Annotated in this window: 16 protein-coding genes; 13 read left to right on the forward strand and 3 right to left on the reverse strand. The window is 52.1% G+C overall.

What is annotated here, in order from left to right:
* Window positions 1-22: 22 nt before the first annotated feature.
* The 3 genes from GOB58_RS02285 to GOB58_RS02295 all read right to left on the reverse strand — a co-directional run bounded on the left by GOB58_RS02285 (window position 23) and on the right by GOB58_RS02295 (window position 2,980).
* Window positions 23-661, reverse strand: coding sequence for an RDD family protein (locus GOB58_RS02285; protein WP_173559208.1), 639 nt, complete (start codon window positions 659-661; stop codon window positions 23-25).
* 47 nt (window positions 662-708) lie between these two features.
* Window positions 709-1,953, reverse strand: coding sequence for a bifunctional glutamate N-acetyltransferase/amino-acid acetyltransferase ArgJ (gene argJ / locus GOB58_RS02290; protein WP_173559209.1), 1,245 nt, complete (start codon window positions 1,951-1,953; stop codon window positions 709-711).
* Between the two features lie 79 nt (window positions 1,954-2,032).
* The gene (locus tag GOB58_RS02295) at window positions 2,033-2,980 is read right to left on the reverse strand and encodes a peptidylprolyl isomerase (protein ID WP_086553805.1); all 948 of its coding nucleotides are present in this window, start codon (window positions 2,978-2,980) and stop codon (window positions 2,033-2,035) included.
* A gap of 244 nt (window positions 2,981-3,224) precedes the next feature.
* On the opposite strand from GOB58_RS02295, the gene secA reads away from it, so the two are divergent.
* The 13 genes from secA to tilS all read left to right on the forward strand — a co-directional run bounded on the left by secA (window position 3,225) and on the right by tilS (window position 16,450).
* Entirely contained in the window at window positions 3,225-5,930 is a 2,706-nt protein-coding gene (secA, locus tag GOB58_RS02300) for a preprotein translocase subunit SecA (protein WP_086553806.1), read from the forward strand.
* Window positions 5,931-5,968: 38 nt separating this feature from the next.
* Window positions 5,969-6,718, forward strand: coding sequence for a YebC/PmpR family DNA-binding transcriptional regulator (locus GOB58_RS02305; protein WP_086553807.1), 750 nt, complete (start codon window positions 5,969-5,971; stop codon window positions 6,716-6,718).
* Window positions 6,719-6,720: 2 nt separating this feature from the next.
* Window positions 6,721-7,227, forward strand: a complete 507-nt coding sequence (gene ruvC, locus GOB58_RS02310; protein WP_086553808.1) for a crossover junction endodeoxyribonuclease RuvC — start codon at window positions 6,721-6,723, stop codon at window positions 7,225-7,227.
* Window positions 7,224-7,838: a Holliday junction branch migration protein RuvA gene (ruvA, locus tag GOB58_RS02315; RefSeq protein ID WP_173559210.1), complete on the forward strand. Its 615-nt coding sequence runs from the start codon at window positions 7,224-7,226 to the stop codon at window positions 7,836-7,838. Before ruvC ends, ruvA begins: the two co-directional genes overlap by 4 nt.
* Window positions 7,835-8,914: a Holliday junction branch migration DNA helicase RuvB gene (gene ruvB / locus GOB58_RS02320; protein WP_086553810.1), complete on the forward strand. Its 1,080-nt coding sequence runs from the start codon at window positions 7,835-7,837 to the stop codon at window positions 8,912-8,914. The genes ruvA and ruvB overlap by 4 nt, the downstream gene beginning before the upstream one ends.
* Window positions 8,911-9,324, forward strand: a complete 414-nt coding sequence (locus GOB58_RS02325; protein WP_194299586.1) for a YbgC/FadM family acyl-CoA thioesterase — start codon at window positions 8,911-8,913, stop codon at window positions 9,322-9,324. Before ruvB ends, GOB58_RS02325 begins: the two co-directional genes overlap by 4 nt.
* A 125-nt stretch (window positions 9,325-9,449) precedes the next feature.
* Window positions 9,450-10,169 (forward strand): protein TolQ, encoded by a 720-nt coding sequence (tolQ, locus tag GOB58_RS02330; RefSeq protein WP_086553812.1) that lies wholly within the window; start codon window positions 9,450-9,452, stop codon window positions 10,167-10,169.
* Window positions 10,170-10,171: 2 nt separating this feature from the next.
* Entirely contained in the window at window positions 10,172-10,606 is a 435-nt protein-coding gene (gene tolR / locus GOB58_RS02335; RefSeq protein ID WP_086553813.1) for a protein TolR, read from the forward strand.
* Window positions 10,607-10,634: 28 nt separating this feature from the next.
* Window positions 10,635-11,627, forward strand: a complete 993-nt coding sequence (locus tag GOB58_RS02340) for an energy transducer TonB (RefSeq protein WP_173559211.1) — start codon at window positions 10,635-10,637, stop codon at window positions 11,625-11,627.
* 25 nt (window positions 11,628-11,652) lie between these two features.
* A complete protein-coding gene (tolB, locus tag GOB58_RS02345; RefSeq protein ID WP_173559212.1) occupies window positions 11,653-13,020 on the forward strand; it encodes a Tol-Pal system beta propeller repeat protein TolB in 1,368 nt (455 codons plus the stop codon).
* Window positions 13,021-13,685: 665 nt separating this feature from the next.
* Complete coding sequence (gene pal, locus GOB58_RS02350) at window positions 13,686-14,171, forward strand: peptidoglycan-associated lipoprotein Pal (protein WP_086553816.1); 486 nt, start codon at window positions 13,686-13,688, stop codon at window positions 14,169-14,171.
* Window positions 14,172-14,303: 132 nt separating this feature from the next.
* Window positions 14,304-15,170 carry a tol-pal system YbgF family protein gene (locus tag GOB58_RS02355; RefSeq protein ID WP_173559213.1) on the forward strand — a complete coding sequence of 289 codons (867 nt, stop codon included), beginning with the start codon at window positions 14,304-14,306 and terminating at the stop codon, window positions 15,168-15,170.
* A 62-nt stretch (window positions 15,171-15,232) separates the two neighbouring features.
* Complete coding sequence (gene tilS / locus GOB58_RS02360; RefSeq protein WP_173559214.1) at window positions 15,233-16,450, forward strand: tRNA lysidine(34) synthetase TilS; 1,218 nt, start codon at window positions 15,233-15,235, stop codon at window positions 16,448-16,450.
* Window positions 16,451-16,524: the final 74 nt, after the last annotated feature.

A 16,524-nucleotide genomic window follows, 5' to 3' on the forward strand; every position in this document is an offset into this window, starting at 1 on the left:
AGGGCAGACTCTGAGATCTGCTCTATGAGTGCTGAGTGAAAATAACGTCCTGCTCGCGTCTGCGGCGTATCACCAGCGTATCTGCTATTATGTCATGAAGCCCTTGTTTACGTGGTGTCAGCCCGACCATGATAACGCCGATAAAAAACAGCGGGAAAGAAAGAAATGTTTTCACAAAAAAGCGAAGGGCCGCCCGTAAAACAGAAACCTGTTTTCCTGCAGTTGTTACAACTTCAATGCGACATAATTTCATACCAGGCGTGCCACGGTAAGGAGACGCTTCGAAGAGTATACAGTAGCAGGCGATGAGAAGAAACATGACAAGAGAAAACTGATGCAGGCCTGCGGTCTGAAGGTGGGGCACCAGAATGGTGGCACCATCCGACATAAAGCTGGCAACATTTGTAACGCTTGGCTCGTCACTTTCAGTGCCAGGCAGGGAGAGCTCGTGCCATTGTATTATGGCACTTGGTTTCAGAGCCAGTCCGACAAAAAAACCAATAATATTTAAAAAAACGTAATCAAGTGTAAATGCGAAGACACGCCACCAGAAACCGGCATAGACCCAGATAGTATGCTCTTGCGTGTTTTGCGTCATTATCGGGGCTGCCTGCCCCGTTGAGGCCGGAGAATTCCAGCCAGGAGGAAGATCGGAAGTCATGTCATCGTTCCTTGCAGGCGGTGTATTGCACTGACGTGATGTCTGCCTTAGCTGCGGTATGACCCGTTAATGTCGATATAGCCATGCGTCAGATCACAGCTCCATATCCGTGCAGAGCCATTGCCAAGGCCCAGAGAGACCTCGATCTCTATTTCCTGACCTTTCATGTGGTTCACAACGGGGGTTTCATCATAACCGGCAACAACGGTGCCATTGTGGGCAATGCACACACCACCGATGGAAACAGAGAGGGTATCACGGTCAGCTGGTTCACCGCATTTGCCCACGGCCATAACAACACGACCCCAGTTGGCATCTTCGCCGGCAATGGCTGTTTTGACCAGAGGGGAGTTGCCAATGGCCATAGCGACGCGCCAGGCAGAGTCGTCAGATACTGCGCCTGAGACCTGAATGGTGATCAGCTTGGTTACGCCTTCACCATCACGAATAACCAGCAGAGCCAGTTCTTTGAGTACGGAGTGTAAAGCGGCTTTGAACGCGCCCAGTATGGGGGCATCAGTGGTCGTATTTTCGTCTATGGCTGCATTTTCTGCTGTGCCGGTGGCAAAGAGCAGCGCCATATCGGAGGTCGAGGTGTCAGAATCGACAGTGATACAGTTGAATGTGGTTTTAATTTCTTCTGACAGAAGGCGTTGTAGCACAGGGGCCGGAATAGCCGCATCTGTGGTGATAAAACCCAGCATTGTTGCCATATCGGGAGCAATCATGCCGCTCCCTTTAGCGATTCCCTGAAGGGTGACAGTCGCACCGTTAAGTGTTGCTGTGCGGATTGCCGCTTTAGGAAAGGTATCGGTTGTCATAATGCCGCGGGCAGCGGCTTCCCAGCCGGTTTCACTCAGAGAGGCATGAAGTGCCGGCAGAGCAGCAGTAATGCGCTCATGCGGCAGAATTTCGCCAATGACTCCGGTTGAGGCCAGATAAACATTGCGCGGGGAGCAGCCGGCGAGCTGTGCTGCGGCATCAGCTGTGACGGTACAGGTCTCGCGCCCCGCTTTCCCGGTAAAGACATTGGCATTGCCGGCATTAACGACAAGCACTCTTGCCTCACCATCAGGCAGGATATCGCGGCACCAGTCTACAGGAGCCCCAGGGCACTTTGATTTTGTAAAGACACCGGCAACGGTTGTACCGGCGATGAATTCTGCAAGGACAAGGTCTGTGCGGTTCTGATAACGAATTCCGGCTGCTGCTGCGCCAAGGCGCACTCCTCGAATGCTGCCAAGCTCAGGAAGAGGCCGTGCAAGAGGGGAGACCGGAAGCGCTGGCGCCATGATGCGATGTCCTTACGAGATACAGAAAATATCAGCGTCAGCCATACCGCGGTATGGCTGACGTAAAAATGCGCTTATTTTATTGTTTAGCTGGTGCAGCAGCTGCTGGCGCAGGTGCATCAGGAAGAGGTTTGCCTGTGGCAGGGTCAAATCGTACAATTTTAACCTGTTTGGTTGCAGCTTCTACAGCTTCACGCACGTATTCCTGCACCAGAGCCTGGCGAATTTTATTTTTTACGCTATCGAGCGTCGGGATAGGATCAGTGCGGGTGTCAAGCACCTGAATGACATGATATCCGTACTCGCTCTTAACTGGTACAGAGCTGATTTCCCCTTTTTTCATAGCAAATGCAGCATTGGAGAATGGGGCAATCATATCGCCTTTTTTAAACCAGCCGAGGTCTCCACCGTTCTGCTTTGCGCTGCCGGTGTCTTTAGAGAGCTGGGCTGCCAGCTGTGCGAAGTCAGCGCCGCCTTTCAGCTTTTTGATAATATCATTAGCTTCGGCTTCAGTTTTAACCAGAATATGACGGGCGTGCACTTCCTGCTCAGGTGGCTTGCCGGCATAGTTTTTCTGGTAATAGGCTTCTATATTAGCTTCTGTCAGGCGGGGTGTAACCTGCTGAGAAAGCCATGCGTTCTGCAGGGCGTTAGCCGCAGCTGTCTGCATTGCTTTTTCTACGTCAGGCTGCTTTTCCAGACCTTCTTTTTTGGCAACGATCTGGATGGCTTTCTGATCAGCCAGCTGATTCAGCAGCATGGGGAAAACCATGTTCTGTGGCAGCTGCTGTACCTGAGGTGGCAGATTTTTCAATGCGCTCTGCATATCAGCAAGAGTAATTTTCTGACCATTTACTGTTGCTACGACAGCTGCAGGGTTCAGCGGCTGGGCCGGAGCTGCACCAGCCTGAGGGGCGGCTGCAGGTGCAGGAGAGGTTGCCGGTGCAGCATAGCTACGGACTGACAGAGTGGTCGAAGCCAGCAGAGCTGTTGCAGCAAGAGCAAAAGCCTGAGTGTGAAACCGCATATCAATACCTTAGGATGTGGAGTAGTTTGTAACTATATCTATGGAGCACCCTGGTCAGACCTGCAAGTCCTCTGCCTGGTGTGTCTGACATTAAGAAAGTCGGTGCTTGGTTGACCACAGGCTGCCCTGACCCTATTTTATAGAGCGATTTATATTGTAACAGTGTGTTTTGTTCATTTTTTTCTGGTCTGGTTCTGGATAGAAGAAAATCCTGGCTGCGGCCGTGATTTGTGGAAAGGTTTTTATGCTAGCAAGCTTCGTACGCGCCCTGTTCGGCACATCTAATGACCGGACGCTTAAGGTGTTCCAGCGTCGCGTGCCGGAAATTAATGCCTTTGAACCGCAGATCCAGGCTCTGAGTGATGCCGGTCTTGCTGCTAAAACGACAGAATTTCGCGAGCGTCTGGCTCAGGGTGCAACTCTTGATAAGCTTCTGCCTGAAGCTTTTGCTGTTGCACGTGAGGCCTCCCGCCGTGTGCTGGGTATGCGTCATTTTGATGTGCAGCTTATTGGCGGCATGGTGCTGCATTCTGGTCGTATTGCTGAGATGCGTACGGGTGAAGGCAAAACACTTGTTGCAACGCTGGCTGTGTACCTCAGCGCGCTTGAGGGTAAAGGCGTGCATGTTGTAACCGTCAATGATTATCTGGCCTCGCGTGATGCGGCCGAGATGAGCCAGCTTTACAGCTTCCTTGGGCTGACGACCGGCGTTATCGTTCCTAATATGCCGGATGACGCACGTCGTGCAGCTTATGCGGCTGACATTACATACGGTACGAACAACGAGTTCGGTTTTGATTATCTGCGCGATAATATGAAATATCGCCAGGAAGAAATGGTTCAGCGTCCGTTTAACCACGTCATCATTGACGAGGTTGACTCCATTCTGATCGACGAAGCCCGTACTCCGCTGATTATTTCCGGTCCTGCCGAAGACAGCTCTGATTTGTACCGCTCAGTTGATGCGGTTGTGGCTGAGCTGGTTAAAGACCCCGAGACGTATGATAAGGATGAAAAATTCCGCAACGTCATTCTGACCGATAAAGGGTCGGAAAAAGTTGAAGAACTGCTCCGTCAGGCTGGTGTGCAGGATGAAGGCAGCCTGTATGATATGCACCACGTCGCTGTTGTGCATCATGTGCAGCAGTCTTTGCGGGCGCATACGCTGTTTACGCGTGACGTTGATTACATCGTGCAGCAGGGTAAAGTTGTTATTATTGACGAGTTTACCGGCCGTATGATGGAAGGGCGCCGTTATTCTGATGGCCTGCATCAGGCGCTCGAGGCTAAAGAGCACGTTGAGGTGCAGCAGGAAAATCAGACACTGGCCTCAATTACGTTTCAGAACTTCTTCCGTCTTTATCCCAGACTGTCTGGTATGACCGGAACAGCAATGACAGAAGCTGATGAATTTGCAGAAATTTATAAGCTTGATGTTGTCGAAATTCCGACTAATCGTCCGATTGCCAGAAAGGACGAGGACGACGAAATTTATCTGACGGAAGCTGAGAAATTCGCAGCAGTTACTAAACTTGTGCGCGAAGTGCACAAACGCGGGCAGCCTATTCTGGTTGGCACAACGTCGATTGAAAAAAGTGAGGAGCTTTCAGCGCTCCTGCGTCGCGAGAAGATCCCTCACAACGTGCTTAATGCCCGCTTTCATGAGATGGAAGCAAAAATTGTGGCACAGGCCGGCGCGCCAGGTGCCATTACTATTGCAACAAATATGGCTGGCCGTGGCACTGATATTAAGCTGGGTGGTAACACCGATATGCTTATTGCTCAGCGCCTTGTTGGGGTGACAGACGAAGCTCAGCGTGAAGCTATTGAGAACGATGTGCGTGCTCAGGTTGCGCGCGATCATGAGATTGTCAGTAAGGCCGGAGGGCTTTACGTGATTGGCACCGAGCGTCACGAAAGCCGCCGTATTGATAACCAGCTGCGTGGTCGTGCCGGTCGTCAGGGTGACCCGGGTAATTCACGCTTCTTTATTTCGCTTCAGGATGACCTGATGCGTATCTTTGGCTCTGATCGCATGGGCTCCATGTTCCAGAAAATGGGCATGAAAGAGGGGGAGGCTATTGTTCACCCCTGGTTGAGTAAGGCCCTTGAAAGAGCTCAGAAAAAAGTTGAGGGCCGCAATTTTGATATGCGGAAAAATACCCTCAAATATGATGATGTGATGAATGACCAGCGTAAGGAAGTTTACGCGCATCGTCGTGAATATATGGCAATGGAAGACGTCTCTTCTATTATGCAGGAGGCTCTTGAGGAGGTCACCGATCATCTCGTTGCCCGTCATATCCCTGAGAAATCTTTTGCCGAGCAGTGGGATGTTGATGGTCTGACTGCCGCTTTAAAAAAAGATATGGCCCTCGATCTGCCTGTTGCTGAGTGGGCAAAAGAGGATGGTATGGATGGTGAGCAGGTTGCTGAGCGCATTATCCAGGCCGCTATGCAGGCGCAGGCTGCCCGTGCAGCCAATATGGGCCCGCAGCTTATGCGTATGGTCGAAAAACAGGTGCTTATGACGACTTATGATGCGGTCTGGAAAGAGCATTTGCATGCTCTCGACCAGCTGCGTCAGGGTATAGGCCTGCGTGCTTACGGTCAGAAAGATCCTCTTAACGAATATAAGCATGAAGCATTTCAGCTGTTCACCCTGATGCTTAGTGAAATGCATCAGCGTATTGTCTCGCTGATGTCGCATGTTCAGGTTGCACCGCCTGAGCTGGATGCGCAGTCTGTTCTTATGGGTGAGGCTGCACCTGTAGCTGGTATTGAACACCATGCTGAGGCTGCACCCGAGCCTGGTGCGCTTTCTTTTGAAGAAGCGCCTGCTGCGGCTGTTTCGACTGACCCTGCAGCATGGGGTGAAACATCGCGTAATGCCCTTTGCCCTTGTGGGTCAGGGGCTAAATATAAGCACTGTCACGGGCGGATTGCCTGAATCAGACAGAACTATTGAAAGAATATAGGTAAAAGAAGATGGCGGGTCATTCCCAGTTTAAGAACATTATGCACCGCAAAGGTGCGCAGGACGCCAGAAGGGCTAAGCAGTTTGCTAAGGTTATTCGTGAGCTGACTGTGGCTGCCCGTTCGGGTATTCCTGACCCTGCGTCTAACCCGCGTCTGCGTGCGGCTATTTCTGCCGCCCGTAGTGTGAATATGCCTAAAGATAACGTCGATCGTGCCATTAAAAAGGCAACTGGTGCCGGTGGCGGCGATGATTACGTTGAAGTGCGTTACGAAGGGTATGGCCCGTCAGGTGTTGCTGTTATTGTCGAAGGGCTGACCGATAACCGCAATCGTACAGCGTCTGAGGTCAGAGCCGCATTCTCAAAATACGGCGGATCTCTGGGCGAAGTAAACTCAGTGTCATTTATGTTTCGCAGGCTTGGTGTGATCATGTATCCGTCATCTGCGGCATCTGAAGATGATATGCTTGAAGCCGCGATCGAAGCTGGCGCAGAAAACGTCGTTTCTTCCGAAGCAGGTCACGAAATAACCTGCGAGGTCGAGTCGCTTTTTGCTGTGCGTGATTCGCTTGAGCCAAAATTTGGTGAGCCAGAGAGCGCAAAACTTGACTGGCGCCCTGAAAACTCAGTGATGCTTGACGAAGAAAAAGCTACTTCTGTGTTCAAGCTGCTTGATGTTCTGGAAGACAATGATGACGTGCAGAGCGTGTACGCCAACTTTGAACTGCCGGATGACCTTGCCGAAAAACTGTCTGCCTGAGGGTGGTACGTCTGCTCGGTATTGACCCCGGCCTGCGCTTTATGGGCTGGGGTGTAATCGACGTTGAGGGTAATCGCATCAGGCATGTTGAAAACGGTGTCATCGCGACGAACAGTGCCGACAGCGTTCCTGAGCGCCTTAAAGTGCTTCATGACAATTTGCTTCTTCTGATCAACCGGCTGAACCCGGCTGAGGCGGCGGTTGAAGAAACTTATGTAAACCGCAATGGCAGTTCTACGCTTAAGCTCGGCTATGCCCGTGGTGTTGCGTTGCTGGTGCCTGCTCTGGCGGGTCTGCATGTGGCAGAGTATGGTGCGCTGTCGGTTAAAAAATCTGTCGTGGGCACCGGTTCTGCTAGTAAAGACCAGGTTGAAATGATGATCGGGCGTTTGTTGCCTGGGGTTAAAATGGTGCGCGCTGATGCGGCTGATGCTCTGGCCGTTGCGATTTGCCATGCACACCACCGGGCCAGTGCGAATCATATTGCAGCGGGAGTGCGCATGGCATGATTGCTTTTCTGTCTGGCCTGATTATTCAGCAGGATACGGCTTCCTGCGTCATTGATGTGAATGGTGTGGGTTATCTGGTTGCGGCTTCGGCCCGCACCCTGGCAGTTTTGCCTGATCCGCCCGTTAAAGTGCAGCTGCTGGTTGAGACTGTCGTTCGTGAAGACGCTATTCTGCTGTATGGTTTCAGAGAGAATGCCGAGCGCGAATGGTTTCGTCTGCTTACAAGCGTGCAGGGAGTCGGGGCCAAAGTGGCTCTTGCTATTTTGTCGATTCTCTCTCCTGGTGAACTGGTAACTGCACTGAGCACGGCAGATAAAGCCAGTCTGACCCGGGCTGCTGGTGTGGGTGGCAGGCTTGCAGAGCGCATTCTTACTGAGCTGCGTGATAAAGCAGGCAAAATGCCGGGCGGCGGTGATGCAGTCGCTGTGCCAGGACAGGCACCTGCTGAAGGTGCTGGTACGATCGAATCTGATGCATTGCTGGCTTTGACCGGCCTTGGTTTCCGCCGCTCAGAATCCGTGCCAGTAGTCAGACGGCTACTTGCCGGACGCGGTGCAGAGGCGACACTTGATGGTATATTACGTGATGCTCTGAAGGAGCTTGCATCGTGAAGCAGGATGAAGGCTTTTCAGAGCGCGAAGTGCATGCCGGCCGCCAGGAAGAAGATGCCGGTGAAGCAGCGTTTCGTCCACAAAGTCTTTCCGACTTTACCGGGCAGAAAACCAGTCGTGAGAACTTATCGGTTTTTATCCAGGCTGCCCGTCAGCGTGGTGAGGCTCTAGACCATGTTTTGCTGCATGGCCCGCCAGGCCTTGGTAAAACAACGCTTGCGCAGATTGTCTCGCGTGAGCTTGGGGTGGGCTTTCGTGCAACATCCGGGCCGGTTATTCAGCGTGCGGGCGATCTCGCCGCAATTCTGACTAACCTTCAGGCGCGTGATGTTTTGTTTATTGACGAAATTCATCGTCTTCAGCCTGCCATTGAAGAAATTCTCTACCCTGCGATGGAGGATTTTCAGCTCGATCTGATTATTGGAGAGGGGCCGGCAGCCCGCTCAGTACGAATCGATTTGCCGCCTTTCACTCTGGTTGCAGCAACAACGCGTGCTGGTTTGCTGGCAACACCGCTGCGGGACCGCTTTGGTATTCCTTTGCGGCTGGTTTTTTATACGACAGAGGAGTTGTGCCAGATTGTTGCCCGCGGAGCTGGTAAGCTGGGTGTGGCATTAAGCTCTGAGGCTGTTGAGGAAATTGCCCGTCGTGCCCGTGGTACGCCACGTATTGCAGGGCGTTTGCTGCGCCGTGTGCGTGATTTTGCGGCTGTTGCCTCCTCGGACGGTAAGCCTGTAAGTCGCGAGGTCGCTGATATGGCCCTGCGTCGCCTTGAGGTTGATGCACTGGGTCTGGATGCAATGGACAGACGTTACCTGCGCCGCATTGCTGATTATCATCATGGCGGGCCTGTAGGTGTTGAAACACTTGCCGCAGCTCTTGCTGAAGCGCGCGATACTCTCGAGGATGTGATTGAGCCTTATCTTATTCAGGAAGGGCTGGTTATGCGGACCAGCCGTGGCCGTATGCTGGGTGAGCGAGGCTGGCTGCATCTGGGCCTGACACCGCCGGCACGTCCGGAGGGGAGTTTCTCAGATCAGATGGATTTGCTTTCAGATAGCGGGAGTAAGGCATGACAGGTCATACAATAGATTTTCGTGTCTATTATGAAGATACCGATGCCGGAGGTATTGTGTATCATGCCCGCTACCTCGCCTTTGCCGAGCGAGCGCGCACAGAGGCCATTCGCAGCCTGGGAATACCGGTTATAGCGCTTTCTGAGCAGTTCGGCCTTGCGTTTGTTGTGCGTGACCTTACCATCAGCTACCGTATGCCACTCAGGCTTGATGATGTTTTTACTGTTTCAACACGCCTGCTTGAACTTAATGCGGCGAGCTGCACACTTGAGCAGATTATTAGCAAGTCCGGTAAGCTGGTCGCCAGTCTGAATGTTGTTCTGGTGTGTATTCATGAAGAAAAAGGACTTCCTGCCAGATTTCCGCCTTTATGGAATGCTTTGCTGAGTAAATTATCAGCAGATATGTAAAGCCCCTCTTCATCTTGTGTTATGAAGGCAGTAGAAGCGAGGGGTTAGGTTTGCGACCGGAACAGCTGCGAGTCGCAGACTAAAAAACAGCGCGTATAACTGAGTACTAGAGGCAGGAGGCATTTTTGGATCGTGCAGTTGATGCGGCGAATCTCGGTACAGCCGCAGCCGGAGATTTGTCCGTTTGGGGGCTGTTTATTAATGCCTCTCCGGTTGTTAAGCTGGTTATGCTTGGGCTGCTGCTGTGCAGCATCATTGTCTGGGCAATTATTTTCGATAAAATTGTGACCCTGCGGCGCATTAATAAGGCTGCTTCTGCATTTGAAGATCGTTTCTGGTCTGGCGGCAGTCTTGATGATTTATACGAAAGTGATGGTGCAAAGCCTGCCCACCCTCTGGCTGCTGTTTTCGGTGCAGCTATGGGCGAGTGGCGCCGTTCTGCCCGCATCCCCGGGGTAGATCTTGTTCGTGGTGGCGTGAAAGAGCGGGTTGACCGCGCTATTATGATTACCGTTACCCGTGAGATGGACCGTCTGCGCCGCTGGGTTATTTTTCTTGCTACAGTCGGTCCGGTAGCTCCGTTTGTCGGGCTGTTTGGCACAGTATGGGGTATTATGCACTCTTTCAGTGCGATCGCTGCGCTGCATAATACAAACCTGAGTGTTGTCGCCCCTGGTATTTCTGAAGCCCTGTTTGCTACGGCTATTGGCCTGCTTACTGCTGTGCCGGCTTATGTGGCGTACAACGTTGTCAGCAACAGTCTTGACCTGTTTCAGGATCGTCTTGAAGGATTTGGCACAGAGTTTGCAGCCATTCTTTCTCGTCAGTCTGAAGAAAGGGGCTGAGCATGGGTATGTCATCAGGCGGTGGCGGCGGGCGGCGCAGACGTCGTCCGATGGCCGAGATTAACGTGACACCGCTGGTGGATGTCATGCTGGTGCTGCTGATCGTGTTTATGGTCACGTCACCCATGATGACCAGCGGTGTGAATGTAGATTTGCCAAAGACTGATGCAAAGCCGGTTAACTCTGATACGAAGCCTATTACAGTTTCTATCAGGGCTGATGGTTCGCTGTATCTGGGAGAGACCGCAGTGTCACCTGATCAGCTGGTTGCGCAGCTTAAGGCTGCATCGAACAATGATGCAGAACATCGAATTTTCGTGCGTGGCGATACGCATATTGACTACGGGCGTGTCATGCAGGTTATGGGTCAGATTACAGAAGGTGGTTTTACTCACGTGGCTTTGCTGGCGCAGCAACCCGCCAGCAGTGGCCACTAGCTCTTTCTGACGAAGAGGGAGCTGCATAATGTCGGCGCCGTATCGTTCTGATCAGCGTTTGCTCAGGCGGTCACTTTATGTGTCAGGGGGAGTGCATGTTGCGGTCCTTCTGGCTCTGATCATCTCTGTTCCTCCTGTTCCTCCTCCTGAAGAGCCACCGACTGTGGTGGAAATGCAGTTTGAGGGAGCCGAGTCAGGTGGAGCGTCTGCTAAGGCAGATAAGCCTGATACCTCACCGGCTCCGGCACCCGCTCCTGAGGAAAAACAGGCTCCTCCTTCTCCGGAGCCCCCTAAACCTGTGCCTGAGGAGGAATCACCACCACCACCTCCTCCTCCACAGCCTGTTCCGCCGCCTTCTGTGCCAGAGCCTGAGAAGCTGCCTGATACGCCCCTGCCGCCTAAAGCGCAGGAGCCATCGCCTGAGGCTGTCAAAACGCCGCCTTCTCCGCCCGCACCGCCAAAACCGATGCAGAAAGTTGTGCCGCCGTCTCCTATCACGCAGCCCGCTGAGGAACTGCCGGATGCGGTGATACCGTCGCATATTACGCAACCCAACAAGGCGAAGAAAACACAGCAGGATTCTCACTCGCTGCTTGAAACGCTTGAGGCCTTTCGTGCTGAGCAGCCGCAAACGCACCCGCCAAAAGCACGGGCAAATCCGACGCAGGGAGGATCACCGCACGGGGGAGGCACACCTGACGGTGATATTACCCGCAGCATGAGCTCTGGTGAGCAAAAAGCCATAGGCTCTGCTGTGCGGCGTTGTTATACTGAAGACACCGCGGCCAGAAATTATGCGACTTTTGTGGCGCATCTGGTGGTGACAGTTGATGCGGACGGTGAGGCACGTATTGTTACATTTGCGCCTGAAACACAGGCGCGGATGAATGCTGACGCGTCATATCGTGCGCTGGCTGAAAGGGCGCGCTCTGCTGTGCTAAGCCCGACCTGTTCAAAACTGCCTATTCCTAAAAAACTACTGGGACAGACACGGCAGCTGAAATTTGTTTTCAGACCCTGACCAGATTCAACAGAGGATAAGAGTAATGCTGACGAATACCAGGCCGCTTATTTCAGATCAGGAAGCCGATGCTCTGAAAGGATTTATGTTTGAGCGGCGTGCGGTTCTTGGTGCTGGTCTGGCCGCAGGGGGTTTGCTGATAACACCACTTGCAGCCCAGGCAGCATCATCGGCAGAGCCCGCAGCAGAAATTACCGTTGATCAGGCGCGTACAGCTCCGATTCCTATTCTTATTGCTAATCTCGGGGGAGGGATCGGGTCACAGATTACAGGCGTCCTGACGAATGACCTGAGCGGCACAGGTCTGTTTAAAGTGATACCTGGTGGCGATATGTCTGGTACGCCTGACTTTGCTGCGGCAAAGGCTACAGGTGCGCGGGCTATGGTGACAGGCAGTGTTTCTGGCAGCGGTTCTGTACGTGTTGAGATGCGTCTGTGGGATGTACTGACCGGCAAACAGCTTCAGGGAACAGCCTATACAACATCCCCTGATAACTGGCGCCGCATTGCTCACATTATCGGTGACGTAATTTATAAGCGGATGCTTGGTGAGGAAGGGTATTTTGATACCCGTATTGCATTTATTGCGCGTTCTGGCACGCGGGCGCATCAGAGAACCCGCCTGGCAATTATGGATCAGGATGGTGCAAATGCCCGCATGCTTACCGCAGGCAACTGGCTGACGCTGACACCACGCTTTAACCCGGTTAAAGACCAGATTGCTTTCATGTCTTATGCTAATAACCGCCCGCGTGTGTATCTGTTTGACCTCAACTCAGGTCGTCAGCAGATACTGGGCGATTTTGCCGGTATTTCTTTTGCACCGCGCTTTGCACCTGATGGACGGTCCGTTATTCTGTCAGTAACGCGTAATGGCGGGTCTGATATTTTTATTGTTGACCTTGCTTCCGGCGCACGCCGTCAGATCACGTCATCAGGGGCTATTGATACCAGCCCCTGCTTTAGCCCTGATGGTTCACAGGTTGTGTTTAACTCTGACCGCGGTGGCAGTCCCCAGCTTTATATTATGAGCTCATCGGGGGGGAATGTTCACCGAATTTCTTACGGTCATGGCACATACGGTTCACCAGTCTGGTCCCCGCGTGGTGACCTCATTGCATTTACCCGTATTGCAAACGGATCTTTCTCTCTGGGGGTGATGAACCCTGATGGCACTGGTGAGCGGATTATGACAGAAGGCTTTACGGTGGAAGGCCCGACCTTCTGCCCTAATGGTCGTGTGATTGCTTATTGCCGTCAGACTCGTGCCAGTTCAGGTGGTTCAGGCTTTAACTCTCTTCTGGGAAGTGTGGATATCACCGGCTTTAATGATCGTGTTTTGCCAACACCAGGGCAGGCTTCTGATCCGGCCTGGTCTCCTCTTAACGGATAATATTGATTTATATCGTTTTTCTCTGGCTGTGTGCATTAATGCAGCCAGAGAGACGTGTTGCGTGACAGCAGCCGCTCAGCCAGTAAAGAGAAGGTGCAGAGTTAGCCTGAGGAGCTGCCGGAAAGAGGATATAAATATTTTAATATTCAAAACTTTGTCATTTTTTATGTATTGAAATATTTTGAAATCTATTAGTAAATATAATTTTATTATATAATAAATAAGGATATTTATCTGTTTTTTATTGTAAATATAAAGAAAAAATTTATAATAAAACAAAACATCTTACCATAAAATATAAATTAATATATTATTTTAATATCGTGATGTTTTTTGTTTTTTTTGATACTGTTGCGATTGAATTTTTCTAATATTTTTATTGTTTTTTTTTGAAATACTCAGCCTTGTATCGGTGTTTTTCCTGCGGTTTATGACATGATTGTGCCATTTTCGTATGTTCTGCGAAGATGGCAGCGCTTGACCGCTTACTGGAGTTATGGCTAACGCAATGTTAGTCTCCATACGGTTGTCGACTCTTCAGGGGTATCTCAAATGAAGGGTGGAAAAATACGCGGAGATGTACAACAATATTCTGTGTATCTACTTCGACACTGTGTTTGATTAACACAGTTCCCGCAGGGAACGACAGTTCAGGATCCGAAATAATGAGACTACACCTTGTTGCTGCATTGAGCGCTATGACCTTCCTCACGGCGTGTGCCCATAAAAAGGTTGATACGGGTGCTTCTACCGGAGACGCAACACTCATTGCACCGCAGACAAGCGGTCCGGTGCCAGGTAGCGAGGCTGATCTGGTTGCGAGTGTGGGTGACCGCGTACTCTTCCCGTTCAATCAGAGCGGTCTGACACAGGATGCGCAGGCAACCCTGCTGAAACAGGCAGCCTGGCTGGCAAAATATCCTCAGGTTAATATCGAAATTGCAGGTAACTGCGATGATCGTGGTACCGAGGAATACAACATTGCTCTTGGTCAGCGTCGTGCAAATGCTGCACGCGACTTCCTGGTGGCTCATGGTGTAGCATCATCGCGCATTACGACCATTTCTTACGGTAAAGATCGTCCGACCGATCCGGGTGATGACGAAAGTGCATGGGCGCAGAATCGTAACGCAATTACTTCTGTCAAATAATTTTGACATTTAGTATTTGACGTAACAGAGCGGGTTCGGAGATAATCTTCCGGCCCGTTTTTGTTATTGTGGTCGTTTTTCTTTCAGTTCATGTGTAAAGTCTGACAGATTTTCAGCAAGGTGAGGTATCTCATGATACGCCGTTTTATACGTTCTGTTTCTGCTTGCGGGCGTATCGCTGTTCTGGGGGCTATGTTGCCTGTTGCGGGCGTGTCTGCCGTGTCCTGCACTGCCTATGCGCAGGATGCTGAGATGAGCAGAGAAGGGCTTGCCCTTCACAATCAGATTCTGGCGCTTCAGCAGCAGGTATCAGCGCTTAAGCAACAGATGGCCAGTTCGGGGGAAAGTGGCAGCACTCTTGCTCCGCCGTCTTCAACTCCGGCGACCTCATCATCTGGCAGCAATGACCTGACAGCACAGCTGCTTGATCGTGTCAGCACACTTGAGCAGCAGCAGCGTGACATGCGGGGCGAGCTTGACCAGCAGGTTAACTCTCTGCAGCAGCAGGTAGCAACTTTGTCAAAACAGCTGGCTGATGCTCAGTTTGCCGCTCAGAATGGCGGCGGTGGTTCTGTCAGCGCAGCTGCTCCGGCAAAAACAGCTGAAGCAGCCCCTTCTACACCAGATGCATTACTTGCTGCTGGTAAGGCTGCTTTGCAAAAGCGTGATTATACGACAGCGCATGATAATGCTGAGGCCGCGCTGAAAAATGCCAGAGGCAGCTTTAAAGTTGATGCTCAGTTTTTGCTGGCTCAGTCTCTGGCCGGGCAGAAACAGTTCAGGCAGTCAGCTATTGCCTATTATGATGCTTATCGTCAGTCTCCTAAAAGCGCCCGTGCGCCAGATGCGTTGCTTGGGGTAACGGCATCTTTGCTGGCTATGGGAGATAAAAAGCCAGCCTGTCAGGCACTGGCAAAACTGAAGCAGGAGTTTCCGTCTCCTGCTGAACGTGTTTCTCATGCAGCAGCAATTTATACGGCCCGGGGTGGCTGTTCATAATTTCTGATCTGGCTGATCCTTTTTCGGTTGCTGCAATAACGCCTGCACAGTTTTGTGCTGTTATGGAGCGCCTTGGCCCGTGGGTGCCTGACCGCGCGGGTATGAGCCCGGTCGCTCTGGCTGTTTCCGGTGGTGGCGACAGCCTCTGCCTTGCCTGGCTTGCCTCGTTATGGCGTAAAAATCTGCTGGCTTTGATTGTTGACCACGGGCTTCGCAAAGACTCGGCAGAGGAAGCCAGGCTGACCGCCCGCCGGTTGCAGGCTCTTCATATTCCATCACGGATTATTACGCTGACTCATCTGAGTAAGGGCAGTGGTATCGCAGAGCGTGCGCGTTCTGCGCGTTATGTGGCACTTCGTCAGGCCTGTTATGAGGCGGGGTGTACTGATTTGTTACTTGGCCACCAGGCAGATGACCAGGCTGAGACAGTAGCTATGCGTCAGCGCGCCGGGAGTGGTTGTGATGGTCTTGCTGGCATGGCTTCAGTCACAGCTTTGCCTGAGGTGCGCCTGGTAAGGCCGTTGCTTGGTTTTTCGCGTGACGCTTTGCGGCAGACATTGAGAGAGCAGCAGATTGAGTGGGTCGACGACCCCTCTAATGAAGATCTGACAGCTGAGCGTGTCAGAGTGCGCACGGCATTTCGTCGCGATAGTACCAGTCGTACAGCAGGCTGGGTGCAGGCAGCGCAGCAGGGCAGTTTGCGTATGGTGCGTGAGACTGAACGAATTGCAGCACTGGCACAGCAGAGCGCTCTGTTGCCTTATGGCTGGGCCATTGCCGGTGAAACTTTACCTCAGCCTGAAAATTTGTCGTTGCTGATCCGCGCTGTTGGGGGCCTTATTTACCCACCTTCTGTTGCTGCTGTTGAGCAGCTGTATCTGCGTCATTGTGAAGCCACGCTCGCTGGTGTGCAGCTGGTACGCCATAAGACACAGTGGTTTTTGATCAGAGAGGCTGCCGCGCAGCAGGGGCCTGTTGCCCTGGCCGACCGTGCAGTGTGGGATAATCGTTTTAGGGTTAGTCTTCCTGCCGGGCTGGATGGAGGGGAGATTACAGTAGCGGCTGCGGGTTTCGGGCTTGCCCGTGAGCAGCGTTGCGGGTGGCCTGCGCGTTTTTGCGCAACATTACCGGCTTTGTGGCGCGGCGGGCAGCGGATTGCGGTTCCGCATATTGGGTTATGTGATGATCCGGTATTACAAAATATCAGGCTGATATTTGCTCCGCCTGTACCGGCAGGGGGCAGAACGGTGTACGATCCTGTTTGTCCGGTCAGTCCTTAAATATTGCGTATGGCAGCTATGAGTTCTTTTCGTATCGCCTTACTTTTTTCAAAACAAAGACATTCTCTGTGCAG

This window comes from Acetobacter thailandicus, from assembly GCF_011516655.1.
GTDB lineage: Bacteria > Pseudomonadota > Alphaproteobacteria > Acetobacterales > Acetobacteraceae > Acetobacter > Acetobacter thailandicus.

Coding starts and splice junctions, on each gene's coding strand:
- argJ (WP_173559209.1), bottom strand. CDS start 1,953: ATGGCGCCAGCGCTTCCGGTCTCCCCTCTTGCACGGCCTCTTCCTGAG.
- tolR (WP_086553813.1), top strand. CDS start 10,172: ATGGGTATGTCATCAGGCGGTGGCGGCGGGCGGCGCAGACGTCGTCCG.
- GOB58_RS02355 (WP_173559213.1), top strand. CDS start 14,304: ATGATACGCCGTTTTATACGTTCTGTTTCTGCTTGCGGGCGTATCGCT.
- ruvA (WP_173559210.1), top strand. CDS start 7,224: ATGATTGCTTTTCTGTCTGGCCTGATTATTCAGCAGGATACGGCTTCC.
- GOB58_RS02325 (WP_194299586.1), top strand. CDS start 8,911: ATGACAGGTCATACAATAGATTTTCGTGTCTATTATGAAGATACCGAT.
- GOB58_RS02305 (WP_086553807.1), top strand. CDS start 5,969: ATGGCGGGTCATTCCCAGTTTAAGAACATTATGCACCGCAAAGGTGCG.
- GOB58_RS02340 (WP_173559211.1), top strand. CDS start 10,635: ATGTCGGCGCCGTATCGTTCTGATCAGCGTTTGCTCAGGCGGTCACTT.
- pal (WP_086553816.1), top strand. CDS start 13,686: ATGAGACTACACCTTGTTGCTGCATTGAGCGCTATGACCTTCCTCACG.
- GOB58_RS02285 (WP_173559208.1), bottom strand. CDS start 661: ATGACTTCCGATCTTCCTCCTGGCTGGAATTCTCCGGCCTCAACGGGG.
- tolB (WP_173559212.1), top strand. CDS start 11,653: ATGCTGACGAATACCAGGCCGCTTATTTCAGATCAGGAAGCCGATGCT.
- tilS (WP_173559214.1), top strand. CDS start 15,233: ATGGAGCGCCTTGGCCCGTGGGTGCCTGACCGCGCGGGTATGAGCCCG.
- GOB58_RS02295 (WP_086553805.1), bottom strand. CDS start 2,980: ATGCGGTTTCACACTCAGGCTTTTGCTCTTGCTGCAACAGCTCTGCTG.
- secA (WP_086553806.1), top strand. CDS start 3,225: ATGCTAGCAAGCTTCGTACGCGCCCTGTTCGGCACATCTAATGACCGG.